The organism is Streptomyces sp. 184 (assembly GCF_045781775.1).
Classification (GTDB): domain Bacteria; phylum Actinomycetota; class Actinomycetes; order Streptomycetales; family Streptomycetaceae; genus Streptomyces.
The window spans coordinates 25,643-41,477 of sequence record NZ_CP123230.1 but is presented as its reverse complement, the minus strand read 5'-3'; the positions used below and the strand labels follow the sequence as shown (position 1 = coordinate 41,477).

General features: G+C 70.8%; 13 protein-coding genes and 2 tRNA genes. 10 read left to right on the top strand and 5 right to left on the bottom strand.

The features are described 5' to 3' along the window. Positions 1-87: 87 nt before the first annotated feature. The 3 genes from QBL21_RS00170 to QBL21_RS00160 form a co-directional block, all read right to left on the bottom strand. Positions 88-1,368 (bottom strand): cytochrome P450, encoded by a 1,281-nt coding sequence (locus QBL21_RS00170; RefSeq protein WP_407559883.1) that lies wholly within the window; start codon positions 1,366-1,368, stop codon positions 88-90. A 52-nt stretch (positions 1,369-1,420) separates the two neighbouring features. After that, positions 1,421-2,713, bottom strand: a complete 1,293-nt coding sequence (locus QBL21_RS00165) for a cytochrome P450 (RefSeq protein WP_407559882.1) — start codon at positions 2,711-2,713, stop codon at positions 1,421-1,423. Positions 2,714-3,115: 402 nt separating this feature from the next. Beyond that, positions 3,116-3,199, bottom strand: a tRNA-Leu gene (locus QBL21_RS00160). 376 nt (positions 3,200-3,575) lie between these two features. Here QBL21_RS00160 and QBL21_RS00155 point away from each other — a divergent pair. The 7 genes from QBL21_RS00155 (at position 3,576) to QBL21_RS00125 (ending at position 11,760) form a co-directional block, all read left to right on the top strand. Next, positions 3,576-4,451, top strand: a complete 876-nt coding sequence (locus QBL21_RS00155; RefSeq protein WP_407559881.1) for an FhaA domain-containing protein — start codon at positions 3,576-3,578, stop codon at positions 4,449-4,451. 10 nt (positions 4,452-4,461) lie between these two features. Then, a complete protein-coding gene (locus tag QBL21_RS00150) occupies positions 4,462-4,968 on the top strand; it encodes an FHA domain-containing protein (RefSeq protein WP_407559880.1) in 507 nt (168 codons plus the stop codon). Positions 4,969-4,994: 26 nt separating this feature from the next. Beyond that, on the top strand, positions 4,995-6,506 hold the full coding sequence (locus QBL21_RS00145) for a PP2C family protein-serine/threonine phosphatase (RefSeq protein WP_407559879.1): 1,512 nt from the start codon (positions 4,995-4,997) through the stop codon (positions 6,504-6,506). Positions 6,507-6,528: 22 nt separating this feature from the next. Next, positions 6,529-7,935, top strand: coding sequence for an FtsW/RodA/SpoVE family cell cycle protein (locus tag QBL21_RS00140; protein WP_407559878.1), 1,407 nt, complete (start codon positions 6,529-6,531; stop codon positions 7,933-7,935). After that, on the top strand, positions 7,932-9,386 hold the full coding sequence (locus QBL21_RS00135) for a peptidoglycan D,D-transpeptidase FtsI family protein (protein WP_407559877.1): 1,455 nt from the start codon (positions 7,932-7,934) through the stop codon (positions 9,384-9,386). Before QBL21_RS00140 ends, QBL21_RS00135 begins: the two co-directional genes overlap by 4 nt. Positions 9,387-9,672: 286 nt before the next feature. Next, positions 9,673-11,616 carry a Stk1 family PASTA domain-containing Ser/Thr kinase gene (gene pknB, locus QBL21_RS00130; RefSeq protein WP_407559876.1) on the top strand — a complete coding sequence of 648 codons (1,944 nt, stop codon included), beginning with the start codon at positions 9,673-9,675 and terminating at the stop codon, positions 11,614-11,616. 71 nt (positions 11,617-11,687) lie between these two features. Beyond that, a tRNA-Ala gene (locus QBL21_RS00125) sits at positions 11,688-11,760 on the top strand. Between the two features lie 102 nt (positions 11,761-11,862). On the opposite strand, the gene QBL21_RS00120 is transcribed toward QBL21_RS00125, so the two are convergent. Next, positions 11,863-12,642: a DUF5324 family protein gene (locus QBL21_RS00120; RefSeq protein WP_407566247.1), complete on the bottom strand. Its 780-nt coding sequence runs from the start codon at positions 12,640-12,642 to the stop codon at positions 11,863-11,865. 184 nt (positions 12,643-12,826) lie between these two features. Between QBL21_RS00120 and QBL21_RS00115 the strand changes: the two genes are divergently transcribed. Together QBL21_RS00115 and QBL21_RS00110 are read left to right on the top strand one after the other, a co-directional pair. After that, the gene (locus tag QBL21_RS00115) at positions 12,827-13,351 is read left to right on the top strand and encodes a peptidylprolyl isomerase (RefSeq protein ID WP_407559875.1); all 525 of its coding nucleotides are present in this window, start codon (positions 12,827-12,829) and stop codon (positions 13,349-13,351) included. A gap of 104 nt (positions 13,352-13,455) precedes the next feature. Next, positions 13,456-14,355, top strand: a complete 900-nt coding sequence (locus QBL21_RS00110) for a rhomboid family intramembrane serine protease (protein ID WP_407559874.1) — start codon at positions 13,456-13,458, stop codon at positions 14,353-14,355. A 311-nt stretch (positions 14,356-14,666) separates the two neighbouring features. On the opposite strand, the gene crgA is transcribed toward QBL21_RS00110, so the two are convergent. Beyond that, the gene (crgA, locus tag QBL21_RS00105) at positions 14,667-14,924 is read right to left on the bottom strand and encodes a cell division protein CrgA (protein WP_407559873.1); all 258 of its coding nucleotides are present in this window, start codon (positions 14,922-14,924) and stop codon (positions 14,667-14,669) included. Between the two features lie 128 nt (positions 14,925-15,052). Between crgA and QBL21_RS00100 the strand changes: the two genes are divergently transcribed. Further along, the gene (locus tag QBL21_RS00100) at positions 15,053-15,802 is read left to right on the top strand and encodes a DUF881 domain-containing protein (RefSeq protein ID WP_407559872.1); all 750 of its coding nucleotides are present in this window, start codon (positions 15,053-15,055) and stop codon (positions 15,800-15,802) included. Positions 15,803-15,835 lie beyond the last annotated feature (33 nt).

Below are 15,835 nucleotides of genomic sequence, written 5' to 3'. Positions count from 1 at the left end.
CGGGGCGTCGTCGCTCCGTACCCGAGGTGACTCACCGCCGCGCCGCCGCGCCGCTTGCTCCGTGGTGCCCTGCGCCGAAAGGTCCGTTCAGCCTGCCGGGGCGAGGCGCACGGGAAGCTCCCGCAGCCCGCGCGTGATGATGTACGACGCCCGGGGCGGCGAGGCGGTCTCCAGCTCCAGGTCCAGCGCGGCCAGCTTCGCCACCGCGACCTGCGCGGCGAGCCGGGCGATGGGTGCGCCGACGCAGAAGTGCACGCCGAGCCCGAGGCCCAGGTTCCGGCCGGCGGGGCGCGACAGCAGCAGCGCGTCGGGGTCGTCGTAGACCTCGGGGTCGCGGCTGGCGGCCCCGATCATCAGCATGACCTGTTCGCCGGCGGCGATCGGGACGCCCGCGACCTCGGCGTCCTCCAGCGCGACCCGGGAGATCATCTGCCCGGGCGGGTCGTAGCGCAGCATCTCCTCGACGGCGGCGGGCACCTCCTCCGGGTGCGCGCGCAGCCACGCCGCCTGCTCGGGGTGCTGGAGCAGGGCGTACATGCCGTTGCCGATGAGGTTCACGGTGAGCGCGAACCCGGCCGACAGCAGGAGGGTGAGGGTGACGACCAGCTCGTGGCCGGTGAGCTTGCCGTCGGTGTCCTCGGCGGCGACCAGCTCGCTGATCAGGTCCCCGGTGGGCGCGGCCCGGCGCTCCTCGGCGAGCGTGCCGAAGTACTCGTACAGCTCGGCGCGGGCGCTGTCGCGGCGGGTGACCTCCTCGGGCGTGAGGAAGATGCTCGGGTCGAGGCCGTGGGCGATGTCGCTGGACAGCGCGCGGAACCGTTCGTGCTTCTCCGCCGGTACGCCGAGCAGCTCGCCCAGCAGGATCGCGGGCAGCGGGTGGGCGACCGCGTCGATCAGGTCGAGGGGGCCGTCGCCGGCCTCCGCCCTGGCCTTCTCGATCAGCTCGTCGACCAGCTCGCCGGCGCGGGTGCGCAGCGCGTCGATGCGGCGCGCGGCGAACGCCTGGCTGACCAGGCCCCGGATGCGGGTGTGGTCGGGCGGGTCCATGAAGATGAACGGGCGCACCGTGGTGCCGTCCGGCGCCTCGCTGAAGTGCTCGGCGACGGTGGCGCCGTCGCCCCAGCCGAACCGGTTGTCGCGCAGCACCGCGGAGACCCCGGCGTGCCCGGGGACCACGACGAGCCCGAGCGGCGTACGGGTCACGGGGCCCTGCTCGCGGATCTTGCGGTAGACGGCGTAGGGGTCGGCGTGGAAGGCCGGGTCGAAGGGGTCGAAGGGGAGGAGCTGCGAGAAGATCGCCGGATCGATCGCCGCCTCCGCCGCGCCCGCCCCTTCCTCATTGACAGATGTTTCCGATGTTTCCGACATGCTCACTTGCTCCCCGTGTAATGGTGAAAGTCCCGTTATGCGGTGGTCGACGTCAGGCCGTACGGGCCGGCACCAGCTCGACGGGCATCCGCAGGATGACCGTGTGCTTGTTGCTCGGAGCCCAGGTCACGTCGCCTTCGAGCCTGATCTCGGCCACCTGGTCGAGCAGCTCTTCCAGCAGCACGCGCATCTCGATCCGCGCAAGCTGCTCGCCGAGGCAGGAGTGCGTGCCGTGGGCGAACGCCAGGTGCGGGTTGGGGGAGCGGCGGATGTCGAAGGTCGTGGGGTCGTCGAAGACGGAGGCGTCCCGGTTGCCCGAGGCCCACCAGAAGGTGATCTTCTCGCCGGCCTTGATCTCGGTGCCGCGGAAGACGGTGTCGCGGATCGCGGTGCGCCTGTTGTACGGCGTGGGGGTGGACCAGCGCAGCATCTCGTCGATGGCGCCGGGCAGCAGGGAGCGGTCGGCGCGCAGCGCGTGCCACTGCTCGGGGTGCTGGGCCAGGGCCAGGATGCCGGTGGCCAGCGCGTTTCGCGGCGGTTCGCTGCCGGCTATGAGCACCAGGCAGAAGAACGCCTCGCGCTCGTACTCCGAGAGGGGCTCTTCGCCCCGGTCCGCGGGGATGCCGCCGTGCGCCAGCACGGACATCAGGTCGTTCGCCGGCGGGCCGGTCGCCGCACGCTTCTGCGCGATCAGCTTCTTGCTGTACTCGTACATGGCGTACTGGGTCTCGGTGGCGGTCTGGTTGACCTTGCCGGAGAGGCGTTCCTCGAATCCGGCGAGGGTCTCCCCCCACTCGATGAGCTGCGGCATGTCCGCCTCGGGTGCGCCCAGCACCTTGCCCACACACTCGATGGTGTACGGGGCCGTGACGGCCGGCTGGAAGTTCACCCGGCCCTGCGCGACCGCCTTGCCGACGAGCCGGGCAGCGACCTCACGCCATTCAGGTAACCGCGCCTCGACGGCCTGGCGGGCGACGGGCGGGCTGACCAGGTCCTTGAACATCTGGTGCCGCGGGTCGTCCTGCATGTTGATCAGCGCGCCGGCGTGCACCCCGGGCTTCAGGTCGTCGATGTGCGTCCCGCCGCCCACGCGCCCGACGCCGCCCTTGGAGGAGAACACCGGGTCCTCCGCCGCGGCCTTCAGGTCCGCGTGCCGGGACACGACCCAGAACCCCTCGCCGTCCACCGTGGTCCCCGGCGGGTGCCACAGCACGGGGGCCTCCTCACGCAACCGCACGAAGACCTCGTGCGGGAAGCCGTCGGTGTACCGCGTCTGGTCGGTGAGGTCGAAGCCCCCCAACACCGCCGGCAGCTCGGTGGAATTTTGCCCCTGATGCCCCGTCATTTCACTCCTCCCGCAGCCAACCCCCTTGGCTGCCACCCCGCTTGAGACGTCGTCAGTGAAATCGAGATCGAGTGTGTGGGATCACATCTGGGCTTGTCAAACAGTTACGTTTTGTTCTCGTTTCCCCCCGGAAGCGGACCCTCGCCACCCGGACCGTCACGGAGGGCAACGCCCGCCGAGGGCGTACGCGCCGGCGCCCGAGCCCTGCCCCGCGCCCGCCCCGCACCGGCCCGCCGGCCGCCCCACCAGCGCGGGAAGCCCCGCCGGGCGGGCGGTCCGCACCGCCCGTACCCCGCCCCGGGACGCCCGCCCTGTACGCACAGCAACGAACCCCTGCGCCGGATCTCTCCGAAGCAGGGGTTCTGTCATCTGGCCGGGCAATAACACGATATTGCCTCTGTGTGCGCGAGGGGGGAGTTGAACCCCCACGTCCTTTCGGACACTGGAACCTGAATCCAGCGCGTCTGCCTATTCCGCCACCCGCGCAAAGGGTGTGCCGTACGCGACCACAGAGGTCGCCCCGGCGTCGTGCTGACATCAGGAAGCCTAGCACGCAGTTCGGGCCCGAATCACATCCGATTTGCCCGCACCGCGACCGCTCGGGGCCGGTGGTGCGGGACACTGGGAGGAGCCGCCCGTACCATCCCAGGGGACGCCAGGGCGGACGGTGGAGAAGCAGTGCCGGACGGCCGGCTGGACAGTCGGTCCGACAGGTGCGAGACAGGTGTGAGAGAGGACACCGCCTAGCGGCGGCGGGGACCGGGAACCAGTCCATTCCCCCGCGCGTGGATACGATCAGCGTGCAGTTTCGAGCAGCATGTTCGAGGGCCCGGCGGGAAGGCCCGTAGGAAGGAGGTGCCCCGTGGGAGTACTCAAGCGCTTCGAGCAGCGTCTCGAGGGTCTCGTCAACGGCACCTTCGCCAAGGTGTTCAAGTCCGAGGTGCAGCCGGTGGAGATCGCCGGCGCCCTACAGCGCGAGTGCGACAACAACGCCACCATCTGGAACCGTGAGCGTACGGTCGTGCCCAACGACTTCATCGTGGAGCTGAGCGCCCCCGACTACGACCGGCTCGCTCCGTACTCCGGCCAGCTCGGCGAGGAGCTGGCCGCCATGGTCCGCGACTACGCGCAACAGCAGCGCTACACGTTCATGGGCCCCATAAAGGTGCATCTGGAGAAGGCCGAGGACCTCGACACGGGCCTCTACCGGATCCGCAGCCGCACCCTCGCCGGCAGCCACTCCCAGGCGCCCGCGAACCGCCGGTCCGCCGGCGGTGCGCCCGCCGCGCCGGCGGCGCCTCCCGGGCCCGCCGCCCCGGCCGGCCCCGGGCCCTACGGCTCGCAGCCGAGCGACTACGCCGCCCACCTCAGGCCGCCGCAGCACCAGCCGCCGCCGATGCCCGCGGCACCGCCGCCCGGGCCGCCCGGCGGCTCCCCGGCGGGCGGCCCGCGCCGGCTGCGGCACTGGCTGGAGATCAACGGCGTACGCCACCAGATGACCAGGGGGTCGCTGGTGCTCGGGCGCAGCACGGAAGCCGACGTACGGATCGACGACCCCGGCGTCTCCCGCCGGCACTGCGAGATCCGTGCCTTCGACGGCGGCGCGATGGTGCAGGATCTCGGGTCCACCAACGGCATCGTGGTGGACGACCAGCACACCCAGCGCGCTACGCTCCGCGACGGCTCACGCATCCGCGTGGGCAGCACCACCGTCCTCTACAGGCAAGCCGAAGGGTGAAGCGGGGCCGATGTCAGAGCTGACCCTGACGGTCATGCGGCTGGGTTTCCTCGCCGTACTGTGGCTGTTCGTCATCGTCGCCGTACAGGTCATCCGCAGCGACCTGTTCGGCACCCGGGTCACCCGGCGGGCCGCCGCCGCCCAGGACCGCCCGCCGCCGCGACCGCAGGCGCCGCCGCAGGACGCCCGCGGCGGGCGCGCCGCGCGCCGGGGCCAGCGCGGCGCCCCGACCAAACTCGTGGTCACCGAGGGGTCGCTCACCGGCACCACCGTCACCCTCCAGGGGCAGACCATCACCCTGGGACGGGCACACGATTCGACAATCGTGCTGGACGACGACTACGCCTCCTCCCGGCATGCCAGGATCTATCCGGACCGTGACGGGCGTTGGATCGTGGAGGACCTCGGTTCGACCAACGGCACCTACCTCGACCGGACCCGGCTCACCACGCCGGTGCCGATCCCGCCCGGCGCACCGATCCGGATCGGCAAGACCGTCATCGAGCTGCGGAAGTAGAAGACCATGACCGGAGGGCGGGCACCATGCGGATGTACCCGGAGCCGACCGGCGAGGTGCGCATGAGCCTCTCTCTGCGCTTCGCCGCCGGGTCGCACGAGGGCATGATCCGTGACCACAACGAGGACTCGGGCTACGCCGGTCCCCGGCTGCTCGCCATCGCCGACGGCATGGGCGGCCAGGCCGCCGGCGAGGTCGCCAGCTCCGAGGTCATCTCCGTCATGGTCGCCCTGGACGAGGACGTCCCCGGCTCCGACCTGCTCACCGCGCTCGGCACCACCGTGGAGCACGCCAACGACCGGCTGCGCCGCATGGTCGAGGAGGACCCGCGCCTGGAGGGCATGGGCACCACGCTCACGGCCCTGCTGTGGACGGGCCAGCGCCTCGGCCTGGTGCACGTCGGCGACTCCCGCGCGTACCTGCTGCGCGACGGCGCCCTGACGCAGATCACCAAGGACCACACCTGGGTGCAGCGGCTCGTCGACGAGAACCGCATCACCGAGGAGGAGGCCACCACCCACCCGCAGCGCTCCCTGCTGATGCGCGCGCTGGGCAGCGGCGACCAGGTCGAGCCCGACCTGTCCATCCGCGAGGTGCGCGCCGGCGACCGCTACCTGGTCTGCTCCGACGGCCTGTCCTCCGTGGTCAGCCACGAGACGATGGAGAACACCCTCGCGGGCTACGCCGGGCCGCAGGAGACGGTGCAGGAGCTGATCGAGCTGGCGCTGCGCGGCGGCGGCCCGGACAACATCACCGTCATCATCGCCGACGTGCTCGACGCCGCCGACGACGACACCATGGCCGGCCGGCTCAACGACGCCCCCCTGGTCGTCGGCGCCGTCGCCGAGAACCAGCACCAGATCGACACCACCGGCATGCAGACCCCGGCCGCCCGCGCCGCCGGCCTGGGCCGGCCCACGCCGCCGCAGGCCGGCGGCTTCGGCCCGGCCGACGAGGGCGACCCGTACGGCCTGTCGTACAACGACGAGGACTTCATCAAGGCCCCGCCCCGCTTCAAGTGGCTCAAGCGCGGGCTGCTGATCGCCGTGATCCTCGGCGGCCTGGGGTTCGGCGGCTACAAGGCGTACGACTGGACCCAGTCGCAGTACTACGTGGGCACGAAGGACGACCACGTCGCGCTCTACCAGGGCATCGACCAGAAGCTCGCCTGGCTCAGCCTGTCCTCCGTCCACCAGGACCACCCGGACATCGAGCTGAAGTACCTCCCCACCTACCAGCAGAAGCGCGTCGAGGACAACATCGCCGAGGAGAGCCTCGGCGACGCCCAGGCGAAGGTGGGCGACCTCCAGCAGCAGGCCGACGTCTGCCGCACCGTCGCGGAGGACGAGGCCGCCGCCGCCCGCGAGCAGGAGGAGGAGCGGCGGCAGCAGGAGCAGGAGAAGCAGAACCCCGACAACCAGGGCGACGCCGGGAGCGGCGGGGACAAGGCGGAGGACGACAAGTCCAATACGCCACCGCCCGGAGCCTCGTTGAGCGAGGAAGAGCAGAAACTGGCGAGGCAGTGCCCGAAGCAATAACCCGTTGGGGGGCGGACCGTACATGAGCAGCCACACGAGCACCATCAGCTCCGTGGCCGCGCCCAGTCGGCGCAACACGGAACTGGCGATGCTCGTCTTCGCCGTGGTGATCCCGGTCTTCGCCTACATAAACGTCGGCCTGGCCAAGGAGGACTCGGTCCCGGCCGGTGTCCTCGGCTACGCGGCGGGCCTCGGCTGCCTGGCCGCGGTCGCGCACCTGGTGGTACGGAAGTTCGCCCCGTACTCCGATCCGCTGCTGCTCCCCATCGCCACGCTCCTCAACGGCCTGGGCCTGGTGCTGATCTGGCGCCTCGACCAGGAGCCGTCGCTGACCACGGCCCAGCTCGGCGGCCCGATGGCGCCCGGCCAGCTCATGTGGTCCGCGGTGGGCGTCGGCCTCTTCGTCGCCGTGCTCCTCTTCCTCAAGGACCACCGGGTCCTCCAGCGCTACACGTACATCTCGATGGCCGCGGCGCTGGTCCTGCTGATCATGCCGATGGTGCCGGGACTCGGCGCCAACGTGAACGGCGCCCGCATCTGGGTCCGCATCCCGGGCCTCGGCTCGCTCCAGCCCGGCGAGTTCGCGAAGATCGTCATCGCGATCTTCTTCGCCGGCTACCTGATGGTCAAGCGGGACGCCCTGGCGCTGGCCAGCCGCCGCTTCATGGGCCTGTACCTGCCGCGCGGCCGCGACCTCGGGCCGATCCTGGTCATCTGGGGCCTCAGCCTGATGATCCTGGTCTTCGAGACCGACCTCGGCACCTCGCTGCTCTTCTTCGGCCTCTTCGTGATCATGCTCTACGTGGCCACCGAGCGCACGAGCTGGATCGTCTTCGGCCTGCTGCTTTCCGCTCTCGGCGCGGTGAGCGTGGCCTCCTTCAACAGCCACATCGGCGACCGCGTCGACAACTGGCTGAACCCGCTCGCGCGCAGCCCCGTCAACGACGGCGTGACCGAGACCGCCCAGGCGATGTACTCCTTCGGCTCCGGCGGCCTCTTCGGCTCCGGCCTCGGCCAGGGCTACTCCCGCCTCATCCGCGGCATCGCCACCAAGAGCGACTACATCCTCGCCACCGTCGGCGAGGAGTTGGGCCTGACCGGCCTGATGGCGATCGTCGTCCTGTACGGGCTCCTCATCGAGCGCGGCATGCGCACGGCGCTGGCGGCCCGCGACCCGTTCGGCAAGCTGCTCGCGGTCGGCCTGTCCGGCGCGTTCGCCCTCCAGTGCTTCGTCGTCGCCGGCGGCGTCACCGCCCTCATCCCGCTGACGGGCATGACGATGCCGTTCCTGGCCCAGGGAGGCTCCTCGGTCATCGCCAACTGGGCGCTGATCGCGATCCTGCTGCGCATCAGCGACACCGCGCGCAGACCGGCGCCCGCGCCCGCGCCTTCGCCCGACGCCGAGATGACCCAGGTGGTACGCACATGAACAAGCCGCTCCGCCGCGTCGCCGTCTTCTGCGGCCTGCTGGTGATAGCCCTGCTCGTCCGGGTCAACTGGATCCAGTTCGTCGAGGCCGACGAGCTGCGCAACCACGAGGACAACCGGCGCGTGGCCATCGAGCGCTACGCCCACCCCAGGGGCAACATCATCGTCGGCGACAAGGCCATCACCGGCTCGACGGAGACCTCGGACAGCGACTTCAAGTACAAGCGCACCTACAAGGACGGCCCGCTGTGGGCCCCCGTCACGGGCTACGCCTCCCAGGCGTTCGGCGCCAACCAGTTGGAGTCGCTCAACGACGGCATCCTCACCGGCAACGACGACCGGCTGTTCTTCAACCGCACGATCGACATGATCACCGGCAAGGACAAGAAGGGCGGCAACGTCGTCACCACCCTCGACGCGAGCGTGCAGAAGGCCGCGTTCGAGGGCCTGGGCGACCGCAAGGGCGCCGTGGCGGCCATCGACCCGGAGACCGGCGCGATCCTCGGCCTGGCCAGCAGCCCCAGCTACGACCCGTCCTCGTTCGCGGGCAACTCCAACGAGGACTCGAAGAACTGGGTCGCGCTGAACAAGGACAAGGACAAGCCGATGCTCAACCGGGCGCTGCGCGAGACGTACCCGCCCGGTTCCACGTTCAAGGTCGTCACCGCCGCGGCGGCGCTGGAGAGCGGCGAGTTCGACATGGACGAGTCGACCGGCGCCCCGGAGACGTACAAGCTGCCGCTGTCGACCAACACCCTGGGCAACGAGGTCAAGGGCGTGTGCGAGGACGCCACCCTGCGCGAGGCGCTCCAGTGGTCGTGCAACTCGGTCTACGCGATGATCAGCGACAAGGTCGGCAACGAGGGCATGATCGAGATGTCGGAGAAGTTCGGCTTCGGCAACGCCGAACTCGACACCCCGGTCCGCGCCGCCGAGAGCATCTACCCGGAGATGGACCGCCCGCAGAACGCGATGGGCGGCATCGGCCAGGCGTCCAACCGCGCGACGCCGCTCCAGATGGCGATGGTCGCCTCGGCCGTCGCCAACGACGGCGAGCTGATGAAGCCGTACATGGTCGAGAAGCTGGTCGCGCCGAACCTCAACGACATCGAGGTGACGCAGCCGCAGCAGCTCAGCGAGCCGCTGTCCGGTGAGAACGCGCAGAAGATGCAGCAGATGATGGAGACCGTCGTCAACGAGGGCACGGGCTCCAACGCCAAGATCGACGGGGCCACCGTCGGCGGCAAGACGGGTACCGCGCAGCACGGCATCGACAACCGGGACCTGCCGTACGCCTGGTTCATCTCGTACGCCAAGGACCCCGACAGCGACAAGCAGGTCGCCGTCGCCGTCGTCGTCGAGGACGCGAGCGCCAACCGCGACGACATCTCCGGCGGCGGCGTCGCGGCGCCGATCGCCAAGAGCGTCATGGAAGCCGCGCTGGGGCGGTAGACCGCGCGGCCGGGCGGCCGGGCGGGAAGCGAAGGGGTGAGGAGTGGACGAGCGGGGGTTGTCACCCGGGGGAGTGCCCGGAACGTGACCGCGTGAGGGGAACCGCGGGGCGGGTGCGGTGCGTCACCCGATAGCGGTCGGATACCGGTCGGATATCGGCTGACGGTCCGGCCCGAACGGTGTCATCCGCGCCCGGTACGGTATGCCGAGCAGCACGAGCCGGACACCCCGTGCCGACGCTCCACTTCGGTACGGGGGCAGGAACGGAAGAGGGCTGGGAGAAGCTATGGAAGAGCCGCGTCGCCTCGGCGGCCGGTACGAGCTGGGCCAGGTGCTCGGCCGCGGCGGCATGGCCGAGGTGTACCTCGCCCACGACACCCGCCTCGGCCGTACGGTCGCGGTCAAGACGCTGCGCGCCGACATGGCCCGTGACCCCTCGTTCCAGGCCCGCTTCCGCCGCGAGGCCCAGTCCGCCGCGTCCCTGAACCACCCCGCGATCGTCGCCGTCTACGACACCGGCGAGGACTACATCGACGGCGTCTCCATCCCGTACATCGTCATGGAGTACGTCGACGGCTCCACGCTGCGCGAGCTGCTGCACTCCGGGCGCAAGCTGCTGCCCGAGCGCACGCTGGAGATGTGCACCGGCATCCTCCAGGCCCTGGAGTACTCGCACCGCAGCGGCATCGTCCACCGCGACATCAAGCCGGCGAACGTCATGCTGACGCGCACCGGCCAGGTCAAGGTCATGGACTTCGGCATCGCCCGCGCGATGGGCGACTCCGGCATGACGATGACGCAGACCGCCGCGGTCATCGGCACCGCGCAGTACCTCTCCCCCGAGCAGGCCAAGGGCGAGCAGGTCGACGCGCGCTCGGACCTGTACTCGACGGGCTGCCTGCTGTACGAGCTGCTGACCGGCCGGCCGCCGTTCGTCGGCGACTCCCCGGTGGCGGTGGCGTACCAGCACGTGCGCGAGGAGGCGCAGCCGCCGAGCGCGTTCGACCCCGAGGTCACGCCCGAGATGGACGCCATCGTGATGAAGGCGCTCGTCAAGGACCCGGACTACCGGTACCAGAGCGCCGACGAGATGCGCGCCGACATCGACGCCGCGCTGGAGGGCCTGCCCGTCGCCGCGACCGCCGCGATGGGCGCCGCCGGCTTCGCCACCGACTCCCCGACCACCGCCATGTCCCCGCAGAACGGCTACGGCACCACGATGCTGCCGCCCGCACGGGACGACGACGGCGGCATGGGCTACGACGACCGCGGCCAGGGCCGCCGCCGGCAGCAGAAGCGCAGCGGCGCGACGTCCACGGTGCTGCTGATCCTCGCGGGCATCCTGGTCCTCGTCGGCGCCATCTTCATCGGCAAGTCCATCTTCGGCGACCAGGGTGCCGACCCGGTCAAGGTGCCGGACGTCGTCGGCGAGAAGTTCGCCGACGCGCAGAACGACATGAGCAACCTCAAGCTCACCCTCACCAAGGAGGGCGAGGAGCGCTGCGACCAGCCCAAGGGCACGGTGTGCAGCACGACCCCGGCGGCCGACGAGGAGGTCGAGCGCGGCTCGACCGTCACGGCGATCGTCTCCAAGGGCTCGGGCACGCAGAAGGTCACCGTCCCGGACGTGACGGGCGTCGACGCCGACGAGGCCGAGGACACCCTGCGCGAGGCGGGCTTCGACGTCGAGCAGGAGGAGCAGGAGTCCAGCGAGCCGGAGGGCGAGGTCCTGGAGCAGGACCCGGAGGGCGACACGAAGGCCGCCAGGGGCGCCCTCGTCACCCTCACCGTCGCCACCGAGCCGGAGGAGACCGAGCCCGCCGCGATCAACGTCCCGAAGGTCGACGGACTGTCGTACGAGGACGCGAAGTCGACCCTGGAGGGCCAGGGCTTCGTCGTCCAGCGCACGGACCAGCAGACGGCCGACACCGCGCCGGAGACGGTCATCTCGCAGACCCCGGAGGCCGGCACGGCGGCCAAGGAGGGCGACACGGTCACCCTCACCGTCGCCACCGAGCCGGACGCCCTGACGGTGCCCTCTGACCTGGTCAACAAGACCGTCGGGGAGGCCCGCGGCCAGTTGGAGGGCATGGGCCTGGTCGTCGGCTTCCTGCCGGGCGCCCCCTCGGACGACGCGGCGATCATCGTCGCCCACGACCCCCCGGCGGGCTCCGAGGTCGAGCCGGGCGCGACCGTGAACCTGGTCACGCGCCCGGGCGAGGGGGACTAGGCCGGCTCCCGGCCGCGTAGATCACCACGATGCGAGCGCCCCCGCCGAGCAGGTAGGCTGGGGGCCGCTTCGGGGCCTTAGCTCAGTTGGTAGAGCGCTGTCTTTGCATGGCAGATGTCAGGAGTTCGACTCTCCTAGGCTCCACATCCGTCGGAAGAGCCCCGCGGGGCCGGGGTCTCCCGGTTCCGCGGGGCTCTTCGCGGTTCCCGTGCGGTGACGGGCCGCGCTACGGCGAGGGGCGGGTCCTCAGTGGCCGTCCTTGCGCTGGTCCGAGCGGGCCGTGCCGCCGCCTTCGGCGTCCATGTCCGTCGCGGCGCCGTTGGCCTGCGGGTCCTTGCCGGCGTCGGCGCGGTCGATGCGGGTCTCTCGGTCCATGTACTCGGTGTCGTCGACGATCCGGGTGGTGGAGGCGTCGCCGGAGGGTTCGGTGGCGTCCGAGGGTTCGACCATCCAGTCCGGGTTGACCTGGCGGTCCCACCAGCGCCAGAGGAAGACCGCCCCGGCGCCGAGGGCGCCGAAGACGACCGTGCTCTTGACCCTGCGGGCGATGGTCTCGCGGCGGTGGCGCTTGCGCGCCAGTTCGCCGATCTCTTCCGGGCTCACCTCTCCCTTCAGCGCCGACAGCGCCGCGGTGCCGCGGGCGGCGGCCTCCCGGGTGGCGGGGCCGGCGACGGCCTTCGTCGCGACCGCGGCGGCCTTCGTCGCCGCGGCGGCGCCCACGATGCGCGGGGTCGCGTACGCCGCGGCCTCGCGCGCCCTGCGGGCCGCGTCGGTGGCGGTTCTGTCCAACTCGTCTGGCATCGCCCGGCGCATCTTCCGCATGCGGGGCTCCACATGGGCGCCGTACGCCCCCTGCGCGCTCTCGGCCAGGTCGGAGACCCTCGGGCCGAGGCGCTCGCGGGCCTCGTGTGCCATGTGCGTGCACTGTTCCCTGGCGGAAGCGGCGTACGGAGCCACCACCTCGGCCGCGTGCTGCACGCTCTGCTTCGCCGTGCCAGTGGCCGGGCGAACGCCGTTCTTGCGCATCACGGAACTCTCCTCCTCAAGGGACGGTGGCACTGTTCGCCTGTCCACCTGAGAACAGATCATGCCCGGGTTGGCCCGAGTCGGCATGTTCTGTTACATCTCGGACCTGGCAGGACGCTGGGGATCGCCCGGCCGGGCGTGCGAGGATCGGGGGAGGCAAATGAATCCGTAAGGAAGGCACATCGTGGCCGAGCAGCTCTACGCCACCCTGAAGACGAACCACGGCGACATCGAGGTGAAGCTCCTGCCGAACCACGCGCCGAAGACGGTGCAGAACTTCGTCGGGCTCGCCACCGGCGAGCGCGAGTGGACACACCCGGCGACCGGCAAGGTGTCCAACCAGCGGCTGTACGACGGCACCGTGTTCCACCGCGTCATCAGTGGCTTCATGATCCAGGGCGGTGACCCGCTGGGCAACGGCACCGGCGGCCCCGGCTACGAGTTCGGTGACGAGTTCCACCCGGACCTGGCCTTCGACCGCCCGTACCTGCTGGCGATGGCGAACGCGGGGCCGGGCACCAACGGCTCGCAGTTCTTCATCACCGTGTCGCCCACCGCCTGGCTGACCGGCAAGCACACCATCTTCGGTGAGGTCGCCGACGAGGCGGGCAAGAAGGTCGTCGACGAGATCGCGGCCGTACGCACGAAGCGGGCCGACCGTCCCGAGAAGGACGTGGTCATCGAGTCCGTCGAGATCACGCGGCGCTGACCGCGGGAACCTGAGCGCCCCGCCCGTCGTACCACCAGCAGGTGCCCGGCGGGCGGGAGCGCGGGGCGGGGCGTGCGGAGAAACAGAGGGGACGCGGGGAGCTGATGGACCAGGCACCGGGAGGCGGCGCGGAGATCCCGGCCGAGGACAGCGGGCTGCCCGGCTGCTACCGGCATCCGGACCGCGAGACCGGTGTGCGCTGCGTGCGCTGCGAGCGGCCCATCTGCCCGGAGTGCATGATAAGCGCGTCGGTCGGCTTCCAGTGCCCCGAGTGCGTCCGCGGCGGATCCGGTACGGGCCATGCGCCGGACGCCGCCGCGCCCCGCACGCTCGCGGGCGGCGTCGCCTCGTCGGACCCGCGGCTGATCACCAAGATCATCCTCGGCATCAACCTCGCGGTCTTCCTCGCCGTGCTCTCCGGCAACGACCGGGTCAGCGACCCGATGCTGCTCGTCGGGCGCGCCTACTTCTCCTTCGACGGATCACTCGAAGGGGTCGCGGAGGGCCAGTGGTACCGGCTGCTGTCCTCCGTCTTCCTGCACGAGGAAGTCGCCCACATCGCGCTGAACATGCTGGCGCTGTGGTTCCTCGGGCCGCCGCTGGAGGCCGCGCTCGGCCGGCTGCGGTTCGTCACGCTCTACGTGCTCTCCGGCCTCGGCGGCAGCGCGCTGTTCTATCTGGTCGCCGCGCCCAACGACGCCGCCCTCGGCGCCTCCGGCGCCATCTTCGGCCTCTTCGGCGCCACCGCGGTGCTGATGCGCCGGATGAACTACGACATGCGGCCCGTGCTGGTGCTGCTGGCGATCAACCTGGTCTTCACCTTCACCTGGTCGGGCATCGCCTGGCAGGGCCACATCGGCGGGCTGGTGATCGGCACTGCCGTCGCGTACGGGTTCGTGCACGCGCCCCGCGAGAAGCGGATCGCGGTGCAGCGGGCGGTGGCGGCGGGGGCGCTGCTGGCGATCGTCGCGGTGGTCGTGATCCGCACCCTGCAACTGACGTAGCAGCCGGCGCGGCTGCCCACGTAACCTCCGGGCCGCAGCCGCGTTGAGAGGGGTGGGGCAAGCAGCCACGCCCGAAGTTGTCCACAGGTAGTCAGCGATCCTGTGCGTACCGTGGGGACAGCCGTTCGATATCGAACACCCCTGCGTTTTCCTTGGCAGGCCACGGAATCATCGCTGGTCCGGACGGTGTACCGCGGTCGGACCGGCGTCAACGCCGCTGAGGTTATCCACAGATCTTCTGCTTTCTGCACAGCTGTGGATGACCTGTGGATAACTTTGCCCACGGCGGGTCGGCGACGGGGGTCGCGCCGCTACTTCCACTGCGTGGAGACGACGAACCCCGCGAGGATGAAGCCGAAGCCCACCACGATGTTCCAGTTGCCGATCGCGTCCAGCGGCAGGTCGCCCGTCGTGACGTAGAACACGACGATCCAGGCGAGTCCGATGACGAACAGCGCCAGCATGAGCGGCGCCACCCAACTCCTGCCGGTGCCTGACAGCTTGAACTCGCCCGACTTCTCCGGCGGCGGGGTGTAATCGGCCTTCTTGCGGATCCGTGACTTCGGCACGAGGGACTCTCCTGTCGACGCTGCGGTTTCGGGCCTGTCGGGGAGGCCCCGAGCCGCGGGGGCGGCTCCTTCCCCGGGCGTGTCCGTTAGCGTAGTCCTTCCACCGGGGGTAAGGAGACAAGGGTACGGTGACCAATTCCGCACAACGGCTCCGTATCAGGCCCGCGCGGCTGTTCACCTTCGCCGCCTTCGGCCTCGCCGGGCTGATCTTCTGGACGAGCTTCAACACCGCGCAGGGCACCAACCTGCGTACCGACGACTCCATGCTCCGCCTCACCGACCTCATCCACGAGCGCGACCGCGCCAACCAGCGCCTCGACGGCGGCAACGCCTCCCTCCGCGACGACGTCGACTCCCTCGCCGAGCGCGACCACGGCGCCGGCACCGCCCCCGGCAAGCGGCTGCGCGAGATGGAGCGGGCGGCCGGGGCCACGAAGGTCAGCGGCGCCGGGCTCACCGTGACGCTCACCGACGCCCCGCCGGACGCCACCGCGCTCATCCCCGGCGTGCCGGATCCCACGCCGGACACCCTCGTCGTGCACCAGCAGGACCTCCAGGCCGTGGTCAACGCCCTGTGGGCGGGCGGCGCGGAGGGGATCCGGGTCATGGACCAGCGGCTCATCTCCACCAGCGCGGTGCGGTGCGTCGGCAACACCCTGATCCTCCAGGGCCGGGTGTACTCGCCCCCGTACAAGATCACCGCCGTCGGCGACCGCCAGGACCTCCAGGCCGCCCTGGACGCCGAGCCCGCGGTGCAGAACTACCTGCGCTACGTGGACGCGTACGGCCTCGGCTACGAGGTCGACCCGCACGACTCGGTCACCCTGCCCGGCTACTCCGGCACCGTCGACCTGCACCACGCCCGCCCCGTGGAGTGACGACTCCCACGTCCCCCCGGCCGGTGGCACGGG